Here is a 22,173-nt window from a genome sequence, read left to right as displayed (position 1 = left end):
TGCAGTGCAGCAATATTCCTATACCACTGTCAATCTCTGGAACCACACTAAAGTACGTGTGCTGTGAGCCGTTTCAGGGATTCTTCGCGACCGAGCACTTCCAGCATCGCGAAAATCGGCGGGGAGGTGGTCTTTCCGGTCAGCGCCGCCCGTACCGGCTGTGCTACTTGCCCGAGTTTTAGGCTTTTGGCCTCCGCAAACGCGCGCGCCTTTTCCTCCAACGCGTGGCCGGTCCAATCAGTACCCTCGAGGGTACCGAGGAATTCGCCAAGCGTCCGGCGAGCATCGTCCGACAGGATTTTTGCCGCCGCGGCGTCCGGTTCGCGTGCGCCGTCGGTGAACAGAAACTCCGCGGACGCGGCAAGCTCGACCAGGGTCTTGGCGCGCTCCTTAAGGGCGGGCATTGCCTTGATGAGACGCTCGCGGCCGATCGCGCTGAGGGTTTGCGGCGGGTCTTTGCGGCCCAGAAGGTGCGCGATCTCGTCGGCCAGAGCGCCGTCGTCGGTCTCGCGGATGTAATGGGCGTTGAGATTGTCGAGCTTCTTGAAGTCGAGCCGCGCCGGGCTCTTGCCGATGCTCTCAAGGTTGAACCATTCGATGGCCTGCGGCGTCGGAATGATTTCATCGTTGCCGTGGGACCAGCCGAGGCGCAGCAGGTAGTTGCGCATGGTCTCCGGCAAATAGCCCATGTCGCGGTATTCGCCGACGGCCTGGGCGCCATGCCGTTTCGACAACTTGGCACCGTCCGGTCCATGGATCAGCGGCACGTGACCGTAGGTCACTTCCGGCCAGCCGAGCGCGCGGATGAGCTGCATCTGGCGGGCGGCGTTGTTGAGGTGATCGTCACCGCGGATGATGTGGGTAACGCCCATGTCGTAGTCGTCGACCACCACCGCCAGCATGTAGGTCGGCGTGCCGTCCGAGCGCAGCAGGATCATGTCGTCGAGTTGCTCGTTGGCAAAGCGCACATCGCCCTGGACGATGTCGTGGATGATGGTCTCGCCGCCCTGCGGTGCTTTCAGCCGGATCACGAACGGCGCCCCGGCTGGGGCCTCAGACGGATCGCGGTCGCGCCAGCGCCCGTCGTAACGGATCGGCTTGCCGGCCGCGCGCTGGGCTTCGCGCATGGCGGTCAATTCTTCCTGGGTGGCGTAGCAGCGATAGGCATTGCCTTCGGCCAGCAGCTTCTCGGCGATCTCGCGATGCCGGGCGGCGCGGGAGAATTGGTAGGTGATCTCGCCGTCCCAATCGAGGCCGAGCCACTCGAGCCCCTCGATGATGGCGGCCACGGCCTGCGGCGTCGAGCGTTCGCGGTCGGTGTCCTCGATCCGGAGCACGAATTTGCCCCCGGTATGACGGGCATAGAGCCAGTTGAAGAGGGCAGTCCGGGCGCCGCCGATATGCAGCATTCCGGTGGGCGAAGGCGCAAAGCGCAGGACGGGTTTCTGGTTGTCTGTCATGATGGCTACGGGGCTTAGGTGAATCCTGAGGCTATGGCAATTCGGGACGCGGGCGAGGGGGCCCGCGGCGCAGGTCTTATAGCGGCATCGCCGGGCGGAATGGCGAAAATCCTGGTCCTGCCGCGGATTATTCGCGATCACGCGGCCGCCGAGCGGACCCGCGCCGGCCTGTGGATACCCGTCGCGCTGGCAACGGGAGCGGGGTCCTATTTTACCTTGCCGTTCGAGCCTGGCCTGGGCTGGGTGCCTATGGCGGCCGTCTTCGCCGTGGCTTTCGGCTGGCTGGCGGCGGTCGCAGAGACGACTGGCACCCGGATTGCGTTCGCCTTGATTGCGGCTTTCGTCCTCGGCTTTGGGGCGGCGCGGCTGCGGACCGACGTGGTCGCGGCGCCGATCCTCAGCCACCGCATGGGGCCGATCCACCTCGACGCCCGTGTGGTGCAATCGGAACCGCGCGGCAACGGCAGCCGGCTGGTACTCGAACCCATTCCGACCGCACGGCTGCCCGCCACCAAAATGCCGCGCCGCGTGCGTTTCACCGTGCGGGCCCATAGCGACGTGCCGGAGCCGGGAAGCTGGGTACACGTGCTCGCCATCCTGATGCCGCCGCCGTCGCCTTCGATGCCGGGCGATTACGATTTCGGCCGCTGGGCCTATTACCAGCAGATCGGCGCCGTCGGATATCTTTACGGCAAACCCAAGCCGATCCCGCCGGTGCGGCCAGAAACCTGGAGCGAGCGGGCGCGAAGTGCGCTCGAAGATCTTCGCACCCGTATGACCGAACATATCCGTGCTGTCATTCCCGGCAACGAAGGCGTGATCTCGGCGGCGCTCATCACCGGCGAACGCGCCGACATCGATCCCGACGACCAGACGGCATTCCGCGACTCCGGTCTGATGCATGTGCTGTCGATCTCGGGTTTGCATCTGGCGCTCGCGGGCGGCGTGTTCTTCTGGGTGATCCGCGCGCTGTTCGCGTGCTTTCCGCGGATCGTGCTCAAGCATCCGATCAAGAAATGGGCGGCAATCGGTGCGCTCCTCGGCTCCACGTTCTATCTTCTCATCAGCGGCTGCGAAGCGCCGGCGGTGCGTTCCTGGGTGATGCTGGCGTTCATGTTCGTCGCCATTCTGGTCGACCGGCCGGCGCTGTCGATGCGCTCGGTGATGCTGGCGGCGGCGGCCATCATTCTGGCGGCACCGGAGAACGTGCTCGATGCCGGTTGCCAGATGTCGTTCGCGGCCGTGATCGGGCTGATCGCGATGGCCGAATGGCAGCAGGGACGCAGTCGCGACGAAGCCAAGAAAACCCTGTGGCGCAAGGCTTGGCGCTATGTCCTCGGCATTTGCGTCACCTCGACTATCGCAGGCTTGGCGACGGCGCCGATTTCCATCTTCCACTTCGACCGGGCCTCGCCGTTCGGCATTCTCGCCAATCTCGCGGCGCTGCCGGTGGTCGGCGCCATCATCATGCCGGCGGCCGTCGCGGCGATGGTGCTGATGCCGTTCGGGCTCGACACCTGGCCGCTGATCGCCATGGGCAAGGGCACCGCCATCATGCTCGCCATCGCGCGCTGGGTGGCAGCCTTGCCGGGCGCCGGAATGGCGGTGCCGGCCTGGCCCGGCTGGTGCGTCGCCCTGATGATGGGCGGCGGCTTGTGGATCGCCTTGTGGCGGCGCGGCTGGCGCTGGCTCGGACTGATCCCCATCGCCGCCGGACTTCTGTTCGTGCCCATGGTCCGCCCGCCCGACATTCTCGTCGCCCAGGACGGCCGCACCGTCGCCTTGCGCCTCGACAACGGCCGTCTGGCGCTAACGCAGAAGCCGAACGACAAATATGCCGCCGCGAGTTGGCTGCGCCGGGCAGGTGACGACCGTCTGCCGCAAGACGCGATCGGCGGACCGGGCCTCAAATGCGACGCTCTCGGCTGCATCGCGCATCTCAAAGGCACCTTGATTGCCGTCGATGCCCGCGCCGAAGCATTGGCAGAAGACTGCGCCAATGCCGCGATCGTCATCAGCGCCGTGGCGGCGCATCGAATCTGCAACGGTCCGCGTCTCGTCATCGACCGCCGCGATGCGATCATCGACGGCGCGCACGCGGTCTGGCTCGACACGCCGCTGCGCGTCGAAAAGGCGGAAGACGCCCGCGGTTTAAGGCCGTGGTCCGGGCGCTATCAGCGCCTTCACCGGACTCAGTAGCGCCGGATCAATCCTACCAATTTGCCCTGCACCTTGACGCGGTCAGCGCCATAGAGGCGGGTTTCGTAAGCGGGATTGGCGGCTTCGAGGGCGATGGAATCGCCGCGGCGGCGAAGCCGCTTCAGGGTCGCTTCGTTATTGTCGACCAGCGCGACGATGATCTCGCCGGTGTTGGCGGTGTCCGATTCCTGAATGATCACCGTATCGCCGTCGAGAATGCCGGCGTTGATCATGGAGTCACCGGTGACTTCCAGCGCGTAGTGATCGCCGCGGCCGATCATGCCGCTCGGCACCGGGACATCGGCGAGTTTGTTCTGCAGTGCTTCGATCGGCGTACCGGCGGCGATGCGGCCGACCAGCGGCACGTTGATCGCACCTTCGGCTTCGCCCATCGGACGGCGAGGCGAACCGGCACCGCGCGCATCGGCAGCGGTGCCGCGCGTGCGATGGCCGGGGCTCATGCGCTGGGCCTGGCTGCGCGTCTGTGCCGGACGCAGCGTCTCGGCCATGTTCTCCGGCAGCTTGACGATTTCGAGCGCGCGGGCGCGCTTTTCCATGCGGCGGAGGAAGCCGCGCTCCTCGAGCGCCGTAATGAGGCGATGGATGCCCGACTTGGATTTCAGATCGAGCGCGTCTTTCATTTCATCGAACGACGGCGGAATGCCGGTTTCGCGCACCCGCTCGTGGATGAACATCAAGAGCTCGTACTGTTTCTTGGTGAGCATTCCGAATTGCCTCCGTTGGATCGCCCCGGCACCCAAACGGCGACCGGCGAACAAATCCGAAACACGGAGAATCGTTCTACTTTAGTTCCCTTGAGGCGTCAACATGCCCGTGCAAGGCGAGTCGACACGCCGCAGCCGGGCCGTCCTGAATCGAATTCGAATCGTTCTAAACTCAATTCAACCGACTGCGCCGGCACGTTTTTGCCGTCGTTTCACACCGCCTCGGTACATTCGTTTTTCGGTTTCGAGGGGGAGGGGCTTCAGGCCGCGCTCGGCGATGGCGCCCGGCGACAGGCTTCAAATAGTGCTCAACCGCAGCGATTCAAGTGAATCGCGGATGAGGCGCACTCTCGTTGCGAACACGCAGTTGTGTAGCCGCCTCTCTGTTGTGCGTCGCAGCGAGGCATTACCAACGCAGCGCACCGAAGGAACCTCACGATGAAAATCCCGCCGTTCCCGTTCACCGCCATCGACTGGTCGGACGTTCCGGCCGTGGAATATCCCGGCGAGACCGGCAAAGCGGTGTGGCGGACGATGAATGCGGGCGATCTTCGGGTGCGGATGGTCGAGTATTCGCCGGGTTATCGCGCCGATCATTGGTGCGCCCGCGGACACGTGATCCTGATCGTCGACGGCGAGATGACAGCCGAATTGAAGGACGGCCGCTCGTTCGTGCTCAAGGCGGGAATGGGCTACATGGCGAGCGACGACGCCGACAATCCGCACCAGAGCCACACCACGACAGGCTGCCGGCTGTTTATCGTCGATTGAGCGGTAGTTCGTGCGCGAGGGCTGAGCGCTATTCCTTGTCCGCCACGAAGTCCTGGTTCGAGAGCGTGACTTTCATGTCGGCGCCGTCGATGCTGATTTCCTGGTAGAGCCAGCCGCCTTTGTTGGAGGGGCCGCCGACCAGGGGGACCGCGGAAAGCGTGCCGTCTTCCTGCCAACTGACGCGCGTGATCAAAAGCCAGTTCAGCGACGGAATGCCGGAGATGGAAAAGCGGCCGTCGCCGTCGCACAGCGCCTTGTGATCGTATTTGTGGGCGCGGCGCTCGTAGTTGGGCGGATAGCCCTTGCCGGATTCGAGCAGCTTCGACAGCTCCATGTTGTAACCGGTCAGCGGCATCAGCGAGACCGTTTCGCCGGCGCAGGTAATCACGCGGCCGTCGGCTACTTTGTAGAAGGCTTGGCCGCTGACGGTATAGGGACCGGGCTTTTTCCAGGTCTGGAAGTCGTTGTCGAGGAACGGCGTCAGGATCTGATAGGCCGGCTCCGAGGCGCAGCCCCCGGCAACCAGCAACGCCAGAAACGGAACGACGCGAACAACGGAAGTCATGCCCATGTCCCTGCAAACAAACCGCGGAGATTCTGGGACGATAGGGTAAGCGGCGGGTTAATTTCGTAGGAATGCCGTAACAGACTGTATCGACGTTGCGGCCAGCGGGACAAAAAGCAGCCGGTGCGGGAAGTTGGGCGACCGCACCGGCTCAAGCTACGGAGTTCTGCTACTGCCGGTCGGGACCGTATCCGTCATCGTAGGCCGGCTGGTCCTGGTAATCGCGGCCTTGATCGTAGTTGCGGTCGCGATCCGGAGCCGGGCCGTAATACTGATCGCGATAGCGGGCCGGCGGAGGAGGCGGCGGGGGCGGATAGTCGTAAGCCCGAACGCGGGTTTCGTCGCGATCGCGATCCGCGGCGGCGACGATCGCCGTCAGGGCGAGGAGGCCGAACCCGACGGCAAACGCCGTGCCGGCGTCGTTATCACGATGGCGGCGGTGGTCCCAGCCGCGGTCGTAGCGTTCGTGATGACCGCCGCGCGGGCCATACCCGAACGGATCGGCAGAAGCGGCAGTCCCGCTCAACAGGGCCAGTGCAAGGGCGGCGCTCATCAGACGTTTCATGGGAAGTTCTCCATCCCGATTTGACGGCAGGGAGATTGCGCCATCCCGCCTGAACGCAGTCTGGGGCCGCCCTTCAGGTAAGGTTCATCTTCGCGGCAATTGTGGACAGCCTGCGGTTCAGAATAATTCGCAACTAATTCCCGCAAACATTTCGGCCAATTTTATCGTACACTGTTCGGACAGGCTGGCGCGCGTCGCGCCCATTGGAGGGGGTTTTCATGAGTGAAGAGAAGGTTGTGGCCGCCGCTGAAGAGCACGAGCCGCACCACCATCATCATCACGATGAGGTGGAAGTGGAGCGCATCGAGACGGTGTCGAGCACAACGACTCCGTGGACGGTGCGGTTGATTTTCGGAATTCTCGGTCTCGTATTTCTTGGCTGTGCCGTTGCGGCATGGCAGTTCCGCGATCTCTTCAACGGGCACATCGCAGAAGCATTGCCTTACATCATCATCGGCCTGATCGTGATCGGCGCGGGCGCCATCGTCGAATCCATCACGACGGAAATCTGGCTCGCCCTTATCGGCGGCGTCATCGCTTTGGCCGTGACGTTCCTGATCGTCGGGCGGATGCAGGTGATTCCGAACGAAGGCGCGCTCTACACGGTCGACCGCTTCACCGGCGCGGTGCAGTTCTGCACGCCGGATGGCTGTCTGCCATTGAAACAGGTTTCCGAACTTCCGAAGCCGCCGGCTCCTCCGCCGCCGCCGCCCGCCGAATCGATGGCAACTCCGGCACCCGACGCAGCGGTCCCGCCGCCTCCGCCGGCCAAAGTTGCTCCGGCACCGGCGAAAGTCGCACCGGCTCCGGCCAAGAAGTAATTCGACCCTCGCAAAACCGGGCAGTCTTGTGCTGCCCGGCGATGTTTCGTGCGCAGCGGAAGGCCCGACAACCTTCCGCTGCATTCGTATTCATGTGCGCGGATTGCTGGCGGCAACCTGTCGCGTCAGTTAACGGAATTCGCGAACCTGTTGTCAGAAATGACGATTTCAGTATCAGGCATGATGCGCCTTATATCCATATTTTGGTCCGCGAGTGGGCGCGGGCCATTTCTTGTCCCACTTGCCACTCCGGCCTTACGGGTATGTTCTCTCGTGTGTAGGTGAAATTACTTACGGCGCGGCATGAAACGGCAAGTTTTCTACCGGTGGGCGGTTGGACTCGGGGCGGTGAACTACCTGGTCTATGCTGTCGCCACTCTGTTAGCCGGTGGGGACGTTTTGCATGGACTTGTCGTACACGGCCATTTTTTCGCGGCAGCACAAGGCGGGTTTGTCGAAGTAGCGCCCGCATTGTTCGAGTTCTGCCGCTGGCATTCCTACACCCTGCTGGTGAGTTTTCCGCTTCTGTTGTGGGGCGGTTTTCATCTCGCGCCCGAACCGCGTGTTTCCGATGAGCTTGTATTTTCGCAAGGAGACTGAAGATGCCCGTCTTTCGCCTCACACCTCGTCCGGGGACCGAAACAAGTGCGCAATGGCGCGCTTCTTCGATGCGTCCGTACTGTCTGTGGATCCGTGCCGGCGATGAATACGAAGCCCGTCGCGCCGTTGCGCGTGCGACGCACGTAGACCCTCCGCCGGGCGTACCCGAAACGCTGGAACCGTGGAAAGACGACGAGCTTGTCGCGTGCGAATACGACGACAGCAAAAACGTCTCGGACGGTGTGATCTATGTGCGGCGGTTTCCCGTCGCCGTCCGTGCTATGCAGCAGCGGCGGCTTTCCGCGTAAGGGCATAGGCCAGTACGGCAGCAAGGCAGGGTAGCGCCAGGACCAGCGTGTATCTGGCGCCGAGGAACGAAGTAGCCGCTCCGATCAGGACCGGCGACACTGCGGCGGAAAGGCCGGCAGCCGTGACGAGCAGTCCCGCGCCGGCCTTGGTAAGCGTGCCGAGGTCTTTCAGCGCCGTCCCCAGGATCGTGGCATAGAACACCGCCATGAACAGGCTCGCCGCCATCAAGGTGTAGAGTCCGCTGTATCCGCCCAGCCCCGACGCCGACGCTACCAGCAGCAAGGCAATGCCTGCCGCACCAGCCAGCAGGCGCAACGGCGCGATCCATCCCATCAGCGCCGTACCCGCGAACCGTCCGGCACATAGAATGATGACCGAATAGGCGATCATGTTGCCCCCGAACGCACTTCCCGCTTCGGGCAGTTCCTGCATCACGTAGGTGTAGGTCGTGCCCCACGTGATCGACTGCGCCAGGATGTTCGCAGCGATTGCGACCATGGCGAACTGGAAGCCGGGACGGGCAAGCAGTGCCTTGAAGTCGTCGCGGATGTGCGCTCCCGCGGGCACGCGCTCGATCGCGATCGCAGGAAAGCGGATTTTGTCGACCACGAAGGCCAGCGCGAGAATGCCGAGCCCCACCCACACGAAGGGCCGGGCCACGGCCGGCGCCAGTTCGCCGATCGACAGCGTGTAATGCGATTGCAGCAGCCATAATCCGGCGTAGGAGCCGCCGATCAATCCGACGGGATAGAAGGCCTGCGCCAGAGACAGGCGTCGCACTGCGTTTTCCCGGCTGCCCATCTGAACCACCAGGGCGTTGACCGAGGTTTCGAAGAACGACCAGCCGGTGCCGAACACAACCGCCGCAATGAAGAAGAAGGCGTAAGAATGCTGAGTGAGTGCCGGATAGACGAGGAACGGGCCGAGCGACAAACCGCTGAGCGCGAAGATCACGCCGATCTTGTAGCCGAAGACGCGCTGCATCAGCACTGACGGAATGGCGAAAACGCAATAGGCGATGTTGAACAGCGACTGCGTCCAGGTGATCGCCGCGGCATCGAGCGCGAAGAACGCCGCGAAATGCGGAAACAGGACGTTGTAGAGCCACTGGGCCAAGCCCCAGACGGCAAACAGCGCCATCAACGTCGCGAGCGCGACCGTACCGCGTGAAACTGGAGCAGGATTGGCTTCGGCACCCGTCATGACACTCATGTGGTCGCGTTGCAGGATGCAGTTTGCACCCGCCGCGGTTAACGAAGGTCTAGGGCGTTACGGAGACGTACGACGGAAAGCGCTGGAAATGCGAATTGGATTGGGTGTCGCGGCGGTCCGGCCGGAAACGGCATAGAGCAGAACCAGTCCCATGCCGAGTCCCGCCACTGCCAGGCTGAGGTGGACGAAACCGGGAAGGCCGGCCAGCGAGCGCTGCGCGATGACGCTGATCAGTCCGCCCAATCCCGCTCCCGCCACCAGCATACCGGCGCCGACGGCCATCTGCGCTCCGAGATCCTTGATCGTCCGGGCGAAGATGGTGGGGAACATGATCGAGATGAAGAAACTGGCGCCCAGCATGCATCCCAGTCCGACGACGCTGTCGCTGACGGCGGGAACAAAGCAGAGGGCGGTCGCGCATACGGCAAAGGCGGCGAGCAGGCGCATCGGGTCGATACGCCCCATCAATGCGGTGCCGGTGATGCGCCCGGCGGCGCACAGGCACCACGTCGCCACCGAAAAGACCACCCAGCCTGCGGCGGGCGGCACATCGAGGACGTGGCGGGCGTAGCGGACCGTCGAGCCCCACAGGAAGGAAAGTGCCGCGGAGTAGATGGTGAGTACGGCGACGCCGGTGCGGAAATCGGCGTTTTGCAGAAGAAGTTTGATGTCGCCGAGGGCGCGCGTTCCGCGGGCGGGACGCTCGTTGGCGACCGGCGGAAATTCGACGCTCTCCATCACGAGAGCGAACAACAAGGCGCCTAGGCCGCCGACGACATAGGGCCTGACCACGATATTGACGAACTGGCCGAACTCGGCGTTCTGCGGCGGCAGCGTGAATTCCGTCGCGAACAAGGTCGCCACCATCAATCCGGCGGGATAGAAGCACTGCGCCAGGTTGAGGCGCCGTATCGCGGTTTCGGCCCGTCCCATGCGCACGATCAGCGTATTGGCGCTGACTTCGAGGAAGGCCCAGCCGATGCCGGTGACGACCACCGACGCGACATGGAACAGCACCTGATGCCGGGTCACGGCGGGATAGAGCGCCAGCGCACCGCAGGCGAAGAAGACGACCCCCGATACAAGCCCGAGCTTGTAGCCGAAGCGGCGCAGGAAAAGTCCGACCGGCAATGCGATCAGCAGATAGCTGAGATTGAGGCTGAGAAAGATGACCGAAGACTGCAGATAGCTGAGCGCGAAGAACCGCTCGAACTGCGGCGAGACGATCCCGAAAATGCGGTGGGCTCCGCCCCAGATCGCGAACAGGGAAACGGTCAGCGCAAACGCCAGCGGATACCGCTTTACGTCCTGACGCATTCGACCTGGCATCTGCACCCCCCGGTGCGCTTTACCGGGCAATCATCCGTCTAGAGACGTTAATTCTTCCGTCACGGAGAGCGTCAACAGACCGTGAATGCGGACCACCCAGGGTGCGAAACCCCAACGCCGTTTCACGTTGTGCTTGTTGCGCGCGGACGGGTGAGACGCGGGTCTCAATATCCGTCGAGCGGGATGATCTCGACCATGTCGCCGGCCTTGGCGGCCGGGGCATTGGGCGGCAGCACGACGAGCGCATCGGCCTTGGCCAGCACCGACAGCATCGGATACTCCAGCACCGGATACGGCTCGGCCCACACTTCGCCGCCCTGCATCGCGAGGCGGGCGCGGACATAGGTCTTGCGCTCGTCGGTGGCGGGCAGTTCGGTGGTCAGGCGCGCCGACATGGCGTGACAGCCGCACTTGAAGCGCTGCGGCAGGCTGCAGGTGCTTTGTTGGGTGCCGAGCATGACATCGAGGCTCGGACGGATGAACAGCAGCGCACACACCAGGGCCGAAGCGGGATTACCGGGAAAGCCCAGCATCGGCGTGCCGCCGAGCTGTCCGAACAGCAGCGGGCGACCGGGACGATAGGCAACCTTCCAGGTTTCCATGCTGAAATCGGTGCTGCCGAGCGCGCGGGCGATCAGGTCCGTGTTGCCAACCGAATTGCCGCCGAGGGCCACCACGAGGTCGGCATCGGCATCGGCGATGGTCGCGATTTCCTGGGCGTTGTCCTCGAGGATGCCGAAATCGCACGGCGCGCCGCCCCAACTGGCGATCATCGCTGAAAGGCCGTAGCCGGTCGCGGCATAGATGTCGCCGGGACGCCGCTGATCGCCGGGGGCGGATAGCTCGTCGCCCACCGAGGCGATTGCCACGCGCGGACGCCGGCGCACTTTCGCCTGGGCAACACCGCCGGCGGCGAGCAAAGCCATGTCGCGCGCCGTGATGCGCTTGCCGGCCGGAACGAGCACCGAGCCCGCCTTGAAATCGAGACCGGCGGGACGGATGTGCTCGGGATGCACTGCGGCATTCGAGAAATGGAGATCGCCGCTCTCGTCGCTGGCTTCTTCGTGGAACACGATGGCATCGGCGCCTTCGGGAAGCACGCCGCCGATGACGATGCGGACCGCCTCGCCGTTGCCGACGCTGCCGCGATAGGGATGGCCGGGCGCCGCCCGTCCGACGATCTTGCGCGTCGTCTCGCCGTCGGCGCGGCGAACCGCATAGCCGTCGACCGTCGAAATCGGCATCGGCGGGTTGTCTGCCGCCGCCCGGATGTCTTCCGCCGCCGTCCGCCCACTGAGATGCGTGAGGTCTTCAAGCTCGGTATCGATCGGCTTGAAGGTCGCGACGACCCTGGCTTGGGCTTCTTCGACGGTAATCATCGGAACATGTCCTCCGGCCTGACTTGGGCGGCGCTCGCCAGCTTCTGAATGACATCGTCGGGCAGCGCCCGCAACCGTCCCGTCAGGAACGCGTACACTTGCGACGCCGGAACGCCGGCTTTCTTGGCCCATTCGGTGGCGCGCAGATGATGCGTGGTCATGAAATTCCGGAACGCCGCGGTCTTGGTGGCGATCTGGGCATCGGCCGAAGGCGTCACGGCCGGGGCGGCGACTTCGCCCACCAAGGTGGTGGGACGGCGGTTCGGCGCTACGGCCGTCTTGCGTGCCGAGCGGTACGGCGGGGCGATAAACGGTCCGCTCTTGCCGCCGGACTTGGACACCAGCCGCACGCTTTCGATCACCGCCGCTTTGTCGATGGCTTTGGTCATGTCGTAGACGGTGAGGGCGGCGATCGAGGCGGCGGTCAGCGCTTCCATCTCGACGCCCGTGCGTCCCGTGGTCTTGACGGTCGCGGTGATGCGGATGGCATTCCTTTCGGCAACATTCTCGAATGCGACCTCGGCCTTGCTGAGCGCGAGGCTGTGGCAGAGCGGGATCAGCTCGGGCGTCTTCTTCGCCGCCATGATGCCGGCAATGCGCGCCGCCGCCAGAACGTCGCCTTTGGGCGCTTCGCCCGCCGTGACGGCGTCGTAGGCTTCTTGGCTGAGAACGATCAGCGCTTCGGCGATCGCTTCACGCTCCGTCGTATCCTTGCCCGAAACGTCCACCATGCGAGCAGCCCCGGTTTCGTCGAGATGGGTGAGATTGGCCATGGGACAAGTCTAGGAAAGTTCTGCGGTCGAGGCGAGGGGGCTAATTCACGCCCCAGGCCCACACGAGGGCGTCGGCAAACAGGACGTCCCACATGGCTCGAGAGTGGCCCGACGCATATGAAATGAACCTGACGGTTTCTCCCGCGGCTTTGGCCCCGGCCGCGGCTTGCGCGGTCGTCTCGCCGCAGCTTTCGAATAGACCGCCGCCGAGGAACAATTTCGCTTTCTCCGCCCCCCAATCATGGACCCGGCGCCAGCAGATGGAGAGCCCGGCCGCACGCCCGAACGACTGCGGGTGCCGCAATGCCGTATCCACCGCCCACGTCGCTCCGCTCGACTGTCCCACGAGCAGGCGATCCGCGGGATCGGAGGACGCGCCGAAGTCCTTCTCCGCCAGCGGCATCACCTCGTTCAGAAGAAATGCCTCATGTTTGCGGAAGAAGGCGTCGCCAGGGACGAGGTCCAGCAGGTAGTCGAGATTACGGCGATCGGCTTGGTTGTCGGACAGAGGCCGACCTTCGCCGGCATAAAGACCCACCAGCGCCAAGGGTGGCAGCTTTCCGGCAGCGATAAGCGCCTCCGCGATGCCGGCCCGCGCGCCGGTATCCTGGCCGTCGGCCATGTAGATCACCGGATAACGCTTGGCCGCATTAAAGCCCGGCGGCAGGTAAATCGCGATCTTTCGCTTTTCGCCGAGATTGGGACTGTCGATTTCGATGGTCTTGAGCCGGTCCGGCGGAATGAAGCCTTGTTTCGGTGCCGCAGGCGCTTTCGGACCATGCCAGATCGCAGGCGCGCTGGACGGCCACGTCTCGTCCGGACGGACGAGGATATCGATTATGGCGTCATCGAGATGCGGACTTTTGATCGCAAAGGTCCAGTCATCCGTGCCCGGGATGCGATCCATGGGCGCCTGGAACGTGCAGCAGATGCTGACCTTGGCGGCCTTCGCGCGGGTTACAATGAAGAAGCGATCACCATCGCGCCACCACGCGGTATTTTGCGCCGAAAGACGATGATGCACGTCCGCCGCGTCTGGCGCCGGCAACCGGCAGGCCACGGCGGTCGAAGCTGCAGTGGTGCAATCGTCCAGGCCGCCCCGAGGTGCCGCAGCGGCCGGAAAAATGAGAGCGGAAAGGATGAGCCATTCGATGATGCGCATGTTTCTCCCTCGATCTGCCTCGGTGATGAGACTGCTGCCATAACGGGAAGGCGCGTCAGTTGCGAAATGGGCTCCCCACCAGGGCGGCAGCGGCCGCGGCGACGTCGTCCTGGCGCATCAGGGTCTCGCCGATCAGGACGGTGGTGACCCCGGCCTCGGCCAGACGGTCGAGATCGGCCCGTGTGGCCAGCCCGCTTTCCGCCACCACCAGCCTGTCGGCCGGAACGCGTGGCGCCAGCGCCAAGGTGACGCCGACATCGGTGACGAAGGTCTTGAGGTCGCGATTGTTGATGCCGATCATTTCGGCCCCGATATCCAAGGCGCGCGAAAGTTCCGCCTCGTTGTGGACCTCGACCAGCGCATCCATGCCGAAATCGTGCGCGGCGCGGTGGAGGGCGTTCGCGGTATCGTCATCGACCATTGCCATGATGATGAGAATGGCGTCGGCGCCCCAGGCGCGGGCTTCGGCGACCTGATAAGGCTCGACCAGGAAGTCCTTGCGCAGGACGGGCAGGTCGACGGCGTCGCGCGCGGCGACGAGGAACTCGGGCGCACCCTGGAACGACGGCGTATCGGTCAGGACCGACAGGCAGGTAGCGCCGCCCTGTGCATAGGCCCGCGCCAGCTTGGGCGGATCGAAATCGGCCCGGATCAGGCCCTTCGACGGGCTCGCCTTCTTGATCTCGGCGATCAAGCCGAAACGTCGGTCGAGCCGCGCCTTGAGCAGCGCATTCTTGAACCCGCGTACCGGATCGGCGGCGCGGGCGCAGGTGACGATCTCCACCGGCGAAATCGTTTCCTTGGCGCGCGCCACTTCCTCGCGCTTGTAGGCCGCGATCTTGTCGAGGATGTTCACGGGGTGACCCCGTTCGAAACCGCGATGAGTTTCTGCAGCACCGCTTTGGCCGCGCCGCTGTCGATGGCCTTGGCGGCGATGTCGACGCCTTCGCGCAAGCTCTGCGCCTTGTCGGCAACGATCAGCGCTGCGGCGGAGTTGAGAAGAACGATATCGCGATAAGCGCCTTGCTCGCCGTCGAGCAGGCGGGCGAGGGCCGCCGCGTTCTCCGGCGCTTCGCCGCCCTTCACCGCGAGCAGCGGATAATGGGGCAGGCCGGCGTCGTCCGGCGTCACCGTCATGGTGGTGACCTGGCCGTTCTCCAGCACCGCGACATGGGTCGGGCCGGAAATCGACATCTCGTCGAGACCGTCGTGGCCGTGCACCACCCAGGCCTTTTCGGCACCATGGGCGGCCAACACATGCGCGACCGGCTCCATCAGATCCAGCGCGTAGACGCCGAGCAGTTGCCGCTTGACGCCGGCCGGGTTCGACAAGGGGCCGATCAGATTGAAGATGGTACGAAAACCGAGCGCGCGGCGAACCGGCGTCACGTTCTTCATCGCCGGGTGATAGCCCTGGGCGAACAGGAAACAGACGCCCGTTTCGGCGACGCAACGTTCCGCGACTTCGGGCGGCACGTCGACTTTGACGCCGAGCGCTTCCAGCACGTCGGCCGCGCCGGTCTTGGACGACATGTTGCGGTTGCCGTGCTTGGCGACCGGAACCCCGCACGCCGCGGTGACGAAACAGGCCGCACTCGAGATGTTGAGCGTCGAATGGCCGTCGCCGCCGGTGCCGACCAGATCGATGGCGTTGGCGGGGGCCGTCATGCGCTTCATCGCGGTTCGCATCGCGGTCACGGCGCCGGTGATCTCGTCGATGGTGGCGCCGCGGACGGCCATGGCGGTGAGCAGGCCTGCCATCTGCGCTTCGCCGACCTGACCGGCCATGATGGCGGTGAAGGCGGCAGCCGAGGCTTCGGCATCGAGCGTTTTGCCCGCAGCGACGCGTTTCAGGAGAACGGAGAAATCAAGGTGGCTCATTTCAGCCGACCTTTTCGTATTGATGCGCCATGCGCAGGAAGTTCTGCAGCAGCGCGTGGCCGTTCTCGGAGGCGATGCTCTCGGGATGGAACTGGACGCCGTGCACCGGATGGGTCTTGTGCATCACGCCCATGATGACGCCGTCTTCGGCGACCGCCGTGACTTCGAGGCAATCCGGCATCGATTCCGGCGCGATGGTCAGCGAGTGGTAGCGCGTCGCGGTGAAGTCGTTGTTGAGCCCGCGGAAGACGCTCTTTCCGGTGTGGTGGATCTTCGACAGTTTGCCGTGCATCGGCTCCGGTGCGCGCACGATCTTGCCGCCATAGACCTGTCCGATCGACTGGTGGCCGAGGCAGACGCCGAAAATCGGCACCGAGCCGTTCGCTTTTTCGATCACGTCGCAGCAGATCCCGGCCTCGTTGGGCGTGCAGGGACCGGGCGACAGCACGATGGCCTCCGGCTTCATTCCGAGGGCTTCGGCGGTGGAAATCTCGTCGTTGCGCACCACCTTCACCTCCGCCCCGAGCTGGCCGAGGTAGTGAAACAGGTTGTAGGTGAAGCTGTCGTAGTTATCGATCAGGAGAAGCATTCAGGTAACTCTTTGAAATTCCTCGTATTACTCGGGTGCGCACATATCCTTCCGCAGCGGGGCATGACTCTCGCAACGGCCGGGACAGGCCATTTTCGCGGAACCGGTCGAGGAAGGAAAGGTGGCATGTGCAGCGAGTTCGCAGTGCCGCATTTATGGGCAGGCAATGGGCCGCCGGTCCAGGCAGGGACCGGAACTCGGCACGGCTATTGGGCGTTCGAAGTTGAGTGACACAAAAACCAGATATCTCGGATTTCGCCCTGATCGGTAACGGGCGGACGGCGGCCCTGGTGCACCGCTGCGGTGCCATCGAATGGCTGTGCTGGCCGCGTTTCGATTCCGATGCCTGTTTTGCCGCTCTGTTGGGCGACGAGCGGCACGGTCATTGGACCATCACCCCGGCCGAGCCATTCAAGAGCACGCGCAAATACCGTCACGAAACGCTGGTTCTGGAAACGCAATTCACCACCGAACTCGGCCGGGCGCGTTTGGTGGATTTCATGCCGGTCGGCGCGGCGGACGGTGCACTCATCCGGATGCTGGTTTGCGAAGACGGGCACATGGCCGTCCGGCATTGCTTCAATCCCGTATTCGGCAACGGCAAGCGTGCGCCGCAATGGTCGCGCGAGCAGGGACAGGCGATTGCCCGCGCCGGGGTCGACGAGGTGCGTCTGTGGTGTTCGCGCGAAGAGTATCTTGGGCCCGACGCGCGTATTGAACTGTCGGCCGGCGATCGGATTACGTTCGAACTGGGCCGGCGTCCCGTCAAAGACTCCGCCGAATTGGACCGGACGCTGCAGCAGTGCGAGGCCTACTGGCGCGATTGGGCCGGGCAATGCGGGTATCAGGGCCGGTGGCGCGATACGGTCATCCGCTCGCTGATTACCCTCAAGGCTCTCATTCATCAGCCGACCGGCGGAATGGTCGCCGCGCCCACCACTTCGCTGCCGGAAAAACTCGGCGGTTCGCGCAACTGGGATTACCGCTTCTGCTGGCTGCGCGACTCCACCATGACCGTTCTGGCTTTGCTGCATGCGGGCTATCGCGATGAGGCGGGGGCTTGGGTGCACTGGATGCTCGACGCCATCAAACCCGAACAGGCGGCGGCGCAGCCGGTCTATGGACTGCTGGGCAATCCCGATCTTCCCGAATACGAGGCGGAGTGGCTTCCGGGTTTCGGCGGAGCGCGGCCGGTACGGTTTGGCAATGCCGCGTGCCGCCAGTTCCAGCTCGATATCTACGGCGAAGTGCTCGACACGATCTATCAGTGGCATTCTCTCGCCGGCAGTGAAATCGAGAGTTCCTGGACCAAGTTAGGGCAGATGATGGCGCGCCTCGAAACGGCATGGCGCAAACCGGACGCCGGATTCTGGGAACAGCGCAGCGATCCCGAGTTTTTCACCCAGTCGCGTGCGCAGGCCTGGGTGGCGTTCGACCGGGCGGTGAAATCCGCCGAGCGCTTCAAGTTCGACGGCCCCGTCGATACCTGGCGGGCGCTGCGGACCGAGGTCCACGACGAAGTCTGCAAGAAAGGCTTCAGCGAGCGTCTCAACGCCTTCACCCGATCCTATGGTTCCGAGACGTTCGACGCCGCAACGCTGCTGATCCCGATCACGGGTTTCCTGCCGATCCACGATCCGCGCATTACCGGCACGCTGGACGGCATCAGCAAACATCTCATGCGGGATGGCTTCGTCTACCGTTACGACAACTCCGAGAGCGACGACGGCATCCGGGAGGAGGAAGGTGCGTTCCTGCCGTGCTGCTTCTGGTATGCCGATTGCCTGAGCCTGCAGGGGCGCAACGACGAGGCCGAGGAATTGTTCGAAAAGTATCTGAAGGCCGGCAACGATCTCGGCTTGTTCGCCGAGGAATACGACGTTTCGTCGGCGACGATGCTGGGCAATTTCCCGCAAGCGCTGACGCATCTGGCCCTGGTCAACACGGCCTTCAATCTCGCCGGTTTCGGTCCGGCGAACACGCGCAGCAGTTCCGGCCGACAGCCGGGGTGACGCCGGCCTGGTGATCGTTTACGGGGGATCGTTCTTGGACGGCCGCCGCACTTCGCCGTGTTTGCCCTTCTCCGGAGGACGATCGTCAATCCAACGTACAAATGCCGCTACGTTCGCGACGGCGGCGTTGTAGTCGCGGGCAAGCTCGAACCACATCATAGGCCAGAAGCGATGCGCGTCGTGCGCTGCTGCAGCTTTTCGTGCGTAATAGCGCTGCCGGGCCAAAGGCGTGTCCGATGGCGGGGGATTGTCGGCAGAAAAGTTGCTGTCCATGCCGGTCTCCGTCGTTGGGCCAGCCCCTCTGACGCTAATATGGAGACCGATCGGATATTAGCAATGGTTGGTCGCTGAAATGGCATCCATGTTTGCGCAGGACGCCATTGTTCCCTGAAACGGGGGCGCTAGCGGCCCCTGGACCAAAATGTTCATTTGCGTATCGGGCGCCGTTCGCGTTCGAAGGCGCGATCGACAAAGTGGCGGTCGATTTCAAGTAAAGCGCACTACAGCCGCACGAACACGCGCTTGCGGTACAAGAGGTAGCCGAACAGCCAGCATGCCAGCGTGTAGACAAGGGCGCAAAGGAACGAGCCGGCCGGACCGGGCGCCAGCCGCTGGAACACCTCCACGCCAATCCAGCGATAGGGTTCGACACCGGTGAACGGCTTGGCGAGCGCCTGCGTCAGCATCAGCATCTCGGAGAGCAAATAAACCGCCAGCGGGTTCTTGCCGAGGATTTCGAAAAAGCCGGTGCGGACGGGCAGGCGCATCACGTCGAGAACCGCCACCAGAAGCGCCAGCAGCACGAGATCGAGACCCACCGTCACCAGCACGAAGCTGTCGGTCCAGAGCTTCTTCGACAGCGGGACGAAGGCGCTGACGAACAAGCCGGTGATGGCGAGCGCGACGCCGCCGAACGCCACCACCTGCACCCGTCCGATCGTAGCGGGCGCCGAGACGATGTAGCGGCAGGCGAGATATCCGGCGAGCACGTTCACCGTTGCGGGCAGATTGCCGAGCAGGCCTTCGGGCTCGAAGCCGTCGTCCCAGCGGTAGAGATGGCTCTGCGGGATCAGCAAGCGATCCACCACCGAACCGAAATTGTTCACTTTGTCGAACGCCATGCCCGGCGCGGCGCAGAACACCATCAGCGCCCAATAAAGCACCAGGATGCCGATGCACAGCACCACGATCTGCTTCGGCTTCAGGAACCGCACCGCCACCGCGGCCAGGGCGTAGCACACTGCCAGCCGTTGCAACACACCGAGAAAGCGCGTGTCGGCGAACGGGAACAGCGCGAAATGGTTGTCCGGCGTCACCTTCACGAACGGATACCAGAACATCAGGAAGCCGATCAGGAAGAGAAGTCCGGCGCGCTTGAAGCTGCGGGCGAGGAATTCGCCGTGGCTCATCGGGCGGGCGAGCACGAATACCAGCGCGCTGCCCATCGCGAACAAGAAAGACGGAAACACGAAATCGGCGCCGGTGAAGCCGAACCAGTCGGCATGGACGAGGAACGGCCACGGATGGGCGCCCGGCCCTGGCGTGTTGACCAGGATCATCAGGAAGATCGTCAGCCCACGGAATACATCGAGAGCGGCGTAGCGGGGTTTATCGGAGGTCATAGCATTCCCAAAAGCCGGTTGACGTCGTCGAGCGGGCGGGCGGGTACTTCGCGGACATAGACCTTGCCGTCGCGCACCCAGGCATTCTCCCACGCGATCAGGTCCGCCGTGAAGCGCTTGGCGTCGAATTCTTTGCCGCGGGCCGCCCGGAATGCCCGCCAACGCGGCAGATAGAAATGCCGGATCAGCCCGTGCCACGCCTTGGAGGCGTAATCCTTCAGCACCGCATCGCCGCCCCACAGCGTGACCTGCAGCTTGGCGTTCTCAATGTAATAGGCCTGTTCCGCCGGTGTGGTGCCGCAGGCGCGGGCTTCCTCCAGCCATTGCGGCAAGCCGAACGGCTGGGCGCCGAGGAGGGCGTCGACGGTGTTGAGGATGCGCTCGAATTCCTGCCACGCGCGGGCGTCATCGGTCTTGATCGCTTGCAGCAACATCCCGTCGGCCTTGATGAGTGCGAGATGGCTGGCGGCGGCGACGAGATCGTAGCGGAACAGCGGCTCGCTGCCGTAAGCGGGCGACAGCGCGGCAAGCGCCTTCACCGCGCGGGCGAGCAAAGCATGATCGCCGAGTTCCGTGCCGAAATCCGCAAGCGCCGGATCGGGACGTTTGGTGAAAAGGTAACAGCCGAACGCGCCTTTCCACCAGCCGCTGCGCCAGTTCGGTACGCGATAGACGGCCTGCACCAGATCGGACCACGCCGCCAGCAGGTGTGCATCGGTCTTGCCATAGCGGGCGCGCAGATATTCCGCGAGCCAGCCATTGATGTCGCGAGGCGCGTCCGCGGATGGCCAAGCGCGGTCGAACATGAAGTCATAGACGACCGAGTTGGTGTTCAGGCCTTCGGGGAAAACGCCGAAGCCTTCCAGCCGTCCTTTGCCGGCGCGCGCAGGTACGGTCGAAAGGTCTTTCTCGACCAGCGGCAGGTCGCCGAACAGCGGGTTGTTGCCGCCGAAATCGTGGATGTAGCCGAACACCCAGCTTTTGCCGCCGAATGCTTTCTGTTTCTCCCACACGCCAGGATAGGTGTCGTTGGCGATATCGAGCACCATCAGTTTGTCGTCGGGCACGTCGCGCAGGAACGCCTTGACGCTGTCCGGCGTCCAGAATTCGGGATCGATGCCGAACAGCCAGCCCTGCATCACCTGCACGGCTTTCGGCTTCACCGCATGCAGGGAGTCGAACAGGGCTTTGCCGTAGCGCGCCAGATCGGCGAAGCGGTCGGAGCCCACCGGCGGCTTCATTTCGTTGAACGCGTCGGCGAGATAATAGGTGCCGTCGCCGTATTCGGCCGTATACAGATCAAGGAAGCGCCGCTGCAATTGCGCGAACAGCGGATCGGTCGGTTCCAGCCAATAGGTTTCATGGAAGCCGCCCCAGGGCTCCATCCGATGGATGCGGGCGCCGAGATGTTTCACCGCGAACGCCTTGGGCACGTAACCGGCGAACGCGGGCAGGATCGGCGTCATGGCGAGGTCGCGGCAGCGCGCCATGAACTTCAATTGAATGTCGCGCGAGCGGGCGATCCAGCGTTGCGGTAGCGGGCCGCCGTGGCCTTCGATGTTGCCCATCCGCTGCCACGGCAGGAACGCAGGGCCGCAGAAATAGGCGTCGAGTTCCGCCTCGCTGAGGCCTGCCTCTTGCCACAGCGCGCGCCAGACGAATTCCTGGCCGTCCATGGCCAGCGGCATGTCGATGCCGTGCAGCGCCATCCAGTCGAGTTCGCGTTCCCACCGCGCCCAGTCCCAGAACGGCGTCGTGTAGCCGAAGGCGCACGGATTGAGATAGGCGCGATGGCGGAACGGCGTCGGCGACCGGGGAATGCTCGCGGGCGGCAGGCGGGCGGGCAGGGCAACGCGCGTGCCTTCCCAGTTCATCTGCGCCGCGCCGATGTGGCCGAGATAGGCGTAAGCGCCGCGCGCAAGCCCCACCGGGCTATCGGCGGTGATGCGGATGGTGTCGCCATCGGTCGTAACGGCGAAGTAGGGCTGGCCGCTTCCCGGCTCCAATCGGAAGTCGAATGCATCCGCGCGCGATCCGATCAGGCGGCTCAGAAGGACGCGGACCGTGTGCGCGCCGTCGGCATATGCGCCGGAGGTTGCCAGGCTTGTGCCTGTCGCGATGAGAAATCCGCGCCGCGTCCACATGCGAGCCCCCTGCCGAATCCGCCGCCAACCCTAAATCATGGAAACGTTTCCATAA

21 protein-coding genes and 1 pseudogene are annotated in these 22,173 nt (G+C 64.1%); 6 read left to right on the top strand and 16 right to left on the bottom strand.

What is annotated here, in order from left to right:
- Positions 1-47 precede the first annotated feature (47 nt).
- Positions 48-1,460, bottom strand: a complete 1,413-nt coding sequence (gene gltX, locus FHS84_RS11470) for a glutamate--tRNA ligase (protein WP_166934288.1) — start codon at positions 1,458-1,460, stop codon at positions 48-50.
- 99 nt (positions 1,461-1,559) lie between these two features.
- Between gltX and FHS84_RS11465 the strand changes: the two genes are divergently transcribed.
- Positions 1,560-3,659, top strand: a complete 2,100-nt coding sequence (locus FHS84_RS11465) for a ComEC/Rec2 family competence protein (RefSeq protein ID WP_166934286.1) — start codon at positions 1,560-1,562, stop codon at positions 3,657-3,659.
- Here FHS84_RS11465 and lexA read toward each other — a convergent pair.
- Positions 3,653-4,354: a transcriptional repressor LexA gene (lexA, locus tag FHS84_RS11460; protein WP_425061562.1), complete on the bottom strand. Its 702-nt coding sequence runs from the start codon at positions 4,352-4,354 to the stop codon at positions 3,653-3,655. The genes FHS84_RS11465 and lexA overlap by 7 nt on opposite strands.
- Before the next feature lie 468 nt (positions 4,355-4,822).
- Here lexA and FHS84_RS11455 point away from each other — a divergent pair, with 468 nt between their 5' ends.
- On the top strand, positions 4,823-5,155 hold the full coding sequence (locus FHS84_RS11455; protein WP_166934282.1) for a DHCW motif cupin fold protein: 333 nt from the start codon (positions 4,823-4,825) through the stop codon (positions 5,153-5,155).
- 28 nt (positions 5,156-5,183) lie between these two features.
- On the opposite strand, the gene FHS84_RS11450 is transcribed toward FHS84_RS11455, so the two are convergent.
- Together FHS84_RS11450 and FHS84_RS11445 are read right to left on the bottom strand one after the other, a co-directional pair.
- Positions 5,184-5,720 carry a hypothetical protein gene (locus FHS84_RS11450; RefSeq protein WP_166934280.1) on the bottom strand — a complete coding sequence of 179 codons (537 nt, stop codon included), beginning with the start codon at positions 5,718-5,720 and terminating at the stop codon, positions 5,184-5,186.
- A gap of 169 nt (positions 5,721-5,889) precedes the next feature.
- Positions 5,890-6,285 carry a hypothetical protein gene (locus FHS84_RS11445; RefSeq protein WP_166934278.1) on the bottom strand — a complete coding sequence of 132 codons (396 nt, stop codon included), beginning with the start codon at positions 6,283-6,285 and terminating at the stop codon, positions 5,890-5,892.
- A gap of 218 nt (positions 6,286-6,503) precedes the next feature.
- Between FHS84_RS11445 and FHS84_RS11440 the strand changes: the two genes are divergently transcribed.
- The 3 genes from FHS84_RS11440 to FHS84_RS11430 all read left to right on the top strand — a co-directional run bounded on the left by FHS84_RS11440 (position 6,504) and on the right by FHS84_RS11430 (position 8,014).
- Positions 6,504-7,106, top strand: a complete 603-nt coding sequence (locus tag FHS84_RS11440; RefSeq protein ID WP_166933914.1) for a hypothetical protein — start codon at positions 6,504-6,506, stop codon at positions 7,104-7,106.
- 348 nt (positions 7,107-7,454) lie between these two features.
- Positions 7,455-7,706 (top strand): hypothetical protein, encoded by a 252-nt coding sequence (locus FHS84_RS11435; protein WP_166934276.1) that lies wholly within the window; start codon positions 7,455-7,457, stop codon positions 7,704-7,706.
- 2 nt (positions 7,707-7,708) lie between these two features.
- Positions 7,709-8,014 (top strand): hypothetical protein, encoded by a 306-nt coding sequence (locus tag FHS84_RS11430; protein ID WP_166934274.1) that lies wholly within the window; start codon positions 7,709-7,711, stop codon positions 8,012-8,014.
- Here FHS84_RS11430 and FHS84_RS11425 read toward each other — a convergent pair.
- The 9 genes and pseudogenes from FHS84_RS11425 to FHS84_RS11390 all read right to left on the bottom strand — a co-directional run bounded on the left by FHS84_RS11425 (position 7,986) and on the right by FHS84_RS11390 (position 16,340).
- Entirely contained in the window at positions 7,986-9,227 is a 1,242-nt protein-coding gene (locus tag FHS84_RS11425) for an MFS transporter (RefSeq protein WP_166934271.1), read from the bottom strand. The genes FHS84_RS11430 and FHS84_RS11425 overlap by 29 nt on opposite strands.
- 57 nt (positions 9,228-9,284) lie before the next feature.
- On the bottom strand, positions 9,285-10,556 hold the full coding sequence (locus FHS84_RS11420) for an MFS transporter (protein ID WP_166934267.1): 1,272 nt from the start codon (positions 10,554-10,556) through the stop codon (positions 9,285-9,287).
- 164 nt (positions 10,557-10,720) lie between these two features.
- Positions 10,721-11,935 carry a molybdopterin molybdotransferase MoeA gene (locus FHS84_RS11415; protein ID WP_166934263.1) on the bottom strand — a complete coding sequence of 405 codons (1,215 nt, stop codon included), beginning with the start codon at positions 11,933-11,935 and terminating at the stop codon, positions 10,721-10,723.
- A complete protein-coding gene (locus FHS84_RS21860) occupies positions 11,932-12,096 on the bottom strand; it encodes a helix-turn-helix domain-containing protein (protein ID WP_243850972.1) in 165 nt (54 codons plus the stop codon). Before FHS84_RS21860 ends, FHS84_RS11415 begins: the two co-directional genes overlap by 4 nt.
- A gap of 141 nt (positions 12,097-12,237) precedes the next feature.
- Positions 12,238-12,708: pseudogene (gene moaC, locus FHS84_RS21855) on the bottom strand (cyclic pyranopterin monophosphate synthase MoaC); the annotation flags it as partial.
- Positions 12,709-12,748: 40 nt separating this feature from the next.
- A complete protein-coding gene (locus FHS84_RS11405; protein WP_166934255.1) occupies positions 12,749-13,870 on the bottom strand; it encodes an alpha/beta hydrolase in 1,122 nt (373 codons plus the stop codon).
- A gap of 55 nt (positions 13,871-13,925) precedes the next feature.
- Positions 13,926-14,726 (bottom strand): indole-3-glycerol phosphate synthase TrpC, encoded by an 801-nt coding sequence (gene trpC / locus FHS84_RS11400; RefSeq protein WP_166934251.1) that lies wholly within the window; start codon positions 14,724-14,726, stop codon positions 13,926-13,928.
- Positions 14,723-15,751 carry an anthranilate phosphoribosyltransferase gene (gene trpD, locus FHS84_RS11395; RefSeq protein ID WP_166934249.1) on the bottom strand — a complete coding sequence of 343 codons (1,029 nt, stop codon included), beginning with the start codon at positions 15,749-15,751 and terminating at the stop codon, positions 14,723-14,725. Before trpD ends, trpC begins: the two co-directional genes overlap by 4 nt.
- 1 nt (position 15,752) lies before the next feature.
- Positions 15,753-16,340: an anthranilate synthase component II gene (locus FHS84_RS11390; RefSeq protein WP_166934247.1), complete on the bottom strand. Its 588-nt coding sequence runs from the start codon at positions 16,338-16,340 to the stop codon at positions 15,753-15,755.
- Between the two features lie 227 nt (positions 16,341-16,567).
- On the opposite strand from FHS84_RS11390, the gene FHS84_RS11385 reads away from it, so the two are divergent.
- Positions 16,568-18,352 (top strand): glycoside hydrolase family 15 protein, encoded by a 1,785-nt coding sequence (locus FHS84_RS11385; protein WP_166934245.1) that lies wholly within the window; start codon positions 16,568-16,570, stop codon positions 18,350-18,352.
- A gap of 18 nt (positions 18,353-18,370) precedes the next feature.
- Here FHS84_RS11385 and FHS84_RS11380 read toward each other — a convergent pair whose 3' ends face one another.
- The 3 genes from FHS84_RS11380 to FHS84_RS11370 all read right to left on the bottom strand — a co-directional run bounded on the left by FHS84_RS11380 (position 18,371) and on the right by FHS84_RS11370 (position 22,118).
- Positions 18,371-18,625 carry a hypothetical protein gene (locus tag FHS84_RS11380; protein WP_166934242.1) on the bottom strand — a complete coding sequence of 85 codons (255 nt, stop codon included), beginning with the start codon at positions 18,623-18,625 and terminating at the stop codon, positions 18,371-18,373.
- 227 nt (positions 18,626-18,852) lie between these two features.
- Positions 18,853-19,974 (bottom strand): acyltransferase family protein, encoded by a 1,122-nt coding sequence (locus FHS84_RS11375; RefSeq protein WP_166934240.1) that lies wholly within the window; start codon positions 19,972-19,974, stop codon positions 18,853-18,855.
- Positions 19,971-22,118 carry an alpha-N-acetylglucosaminidase gene (locus FHS84_RS11370; protein WP_166934238.1) on the bottom strand — a complete coding sequence of 716 codons (2,148 nt, stop codon included), beginning with the start codon at positions 22,116-22,118 and terminating at the stop codon, positions 19,971-19,973. Before FHS84_RS11370 ends, FHS84_RS11375 begins: the two co-directional genes overlap by 4 nt.
- Positions 22,119-22,173 lie beyond the last annotated feature (55 nt).

It is taken from the genome of Rhizomicrobium electricum, assembly GCF_011762045.1.
Classification (GTDB): Bacteria; Pseudomonadota; Alphaproteobacteria; order Micropepsales; family Micropepsaceae; genus Rhizomicrobium; species Rhizomicrobium electricum.
The sequence above is the reverse complement of the archived record's forward strand: the minus strand, read 5'-3'. Positions and strand labels throughout refer to the sequence as shown.

Bases quoted from the DNA above. Each gene is read 5' to 3' on its own strand.
- FHS84_RS11390 (WP_166934247.1), bottom strand. From the start codon at position 16,340: ATGCTTCTCCTGATCGATAACTACGACAGCTTCACCTACAACCTGTTT.
- lexA (WP_425061562.1), bottom strand. From the start codon at position 4,354: ATGTTCATCCACGAGCGGGTGCGCGAAACCGGCATTCCGCCGTCGTTC.
- FHS84_RS11455 (WP_166934282.1), top strand. From the start codon at position 4,823: ATGAAAATCCCGCCGTTCCCGTTCACCGCCATCGACTGGTCGGACGTT.
- FHS84_RS11450 (WP_166934280.1), bottom strand. From the start codon at position 5,720: ATGACTTCCGTTGTTCGCGTCGTTCCGTTTCTGGCGTTGCTGGTTGCC.
- FHS84_RS11425 (WP_166934271.1), bottom strand. From the start codon at position 9,227: ATGAGTGTCATGACGGGTGCCGAAGCCAATCCTGCTCCAGTTTCACGC.
- FHS84_RS11415 (WP_166934263.1), bottom strand. From the start codon at position 11,935: ATGATTACCGTCGAAGAAGCCCAAGCCAGGGTCGTCGCGACCTTCAAG.
- FHS84_RS11375 (WP_166934240.1), bottom strand. From the start codon at position 19,974: ATGACCTCCGATAAACCCCGCTACGCCGCTCTCGATGTATTCCGTGGG.
- FHS84_RS11445 (WP_166934278.1), bottom strand. From the start codon at position 6,285: ATGAAACGTCTGATGAGCGCCGCCCTTGCACTGGCCCTGTTGAGCGGG.
- FHS84_RS11465 (WP_166934286.1), top strand. From the start codon at position 1,560: ATGGCGAAAATCCTGGTCCTGCCGCGGATTATTCGCGATCACGCGGCC.
- FHS84_RS21860 (WP_243850972.1), bottom strand. From the start codon at position 12,096: ATGACCACGCATCATCTGCGCGCCACCGAATGGGCCAAGAAAGCCGGC.
- FHS84_RS11380 (WP_166934242.1), bottom strand. From the start codon at position 18,625: ATGGACAGCAACTTTTCTGCCGACAATCCCCCGCCATCGGACACGCCT.
- FHS84_RS11370 (WP_166934238.1), bottom strand. From the start codon at position 22,118: ATGTGGACGCGGCGCGGATTTCTCATCGCGACAGGCACAAGCCTGGCA.
- trpD (WP_166934249.1), bottom strand. From the start codon at position 15,751: ATGAGCCACCTTGATTTCTCCGTTCTCCTGAAACGCGTCGCTGCGGGC.
- FHS84_RS11430 (WP_166934274.1), top strand. From the start codon at position 7,709: ATGCCCGTCTTTCGCCTCACACCTCGTCCGGGGACCGAAACAAGTGCG.
- FHS84_RS11420 (WP_166934267.1), bottom strand. From the start codon at position 10,556: ATGCCAGGTCGAATGCGTCAGGACGTAAAGCGGTATCCGCTGGCGTTT.
- FHS84_RS11440 (WP_166933914.1), top strand. From the start codon at position 6,504: ATGAGTGAAGAGAAGGTTGTGGCCGCCGCTGAAGAGCACGAGCCGCAC.
- gltX (WP_166934288.1), bottom strand. From the start codon at position 1,460: ATGACAGACAACCAGAAACCCGTCCTGCGCTTTGCGCCTTCGCCCACC.
- FHS84_RS11405 (WP_166934255.1), bottom strand. From the start codon at position 13,870: ATGCGCATCATCGAATGGCTCATCCTTTCCGCTCTCATTTTTCCGGCC.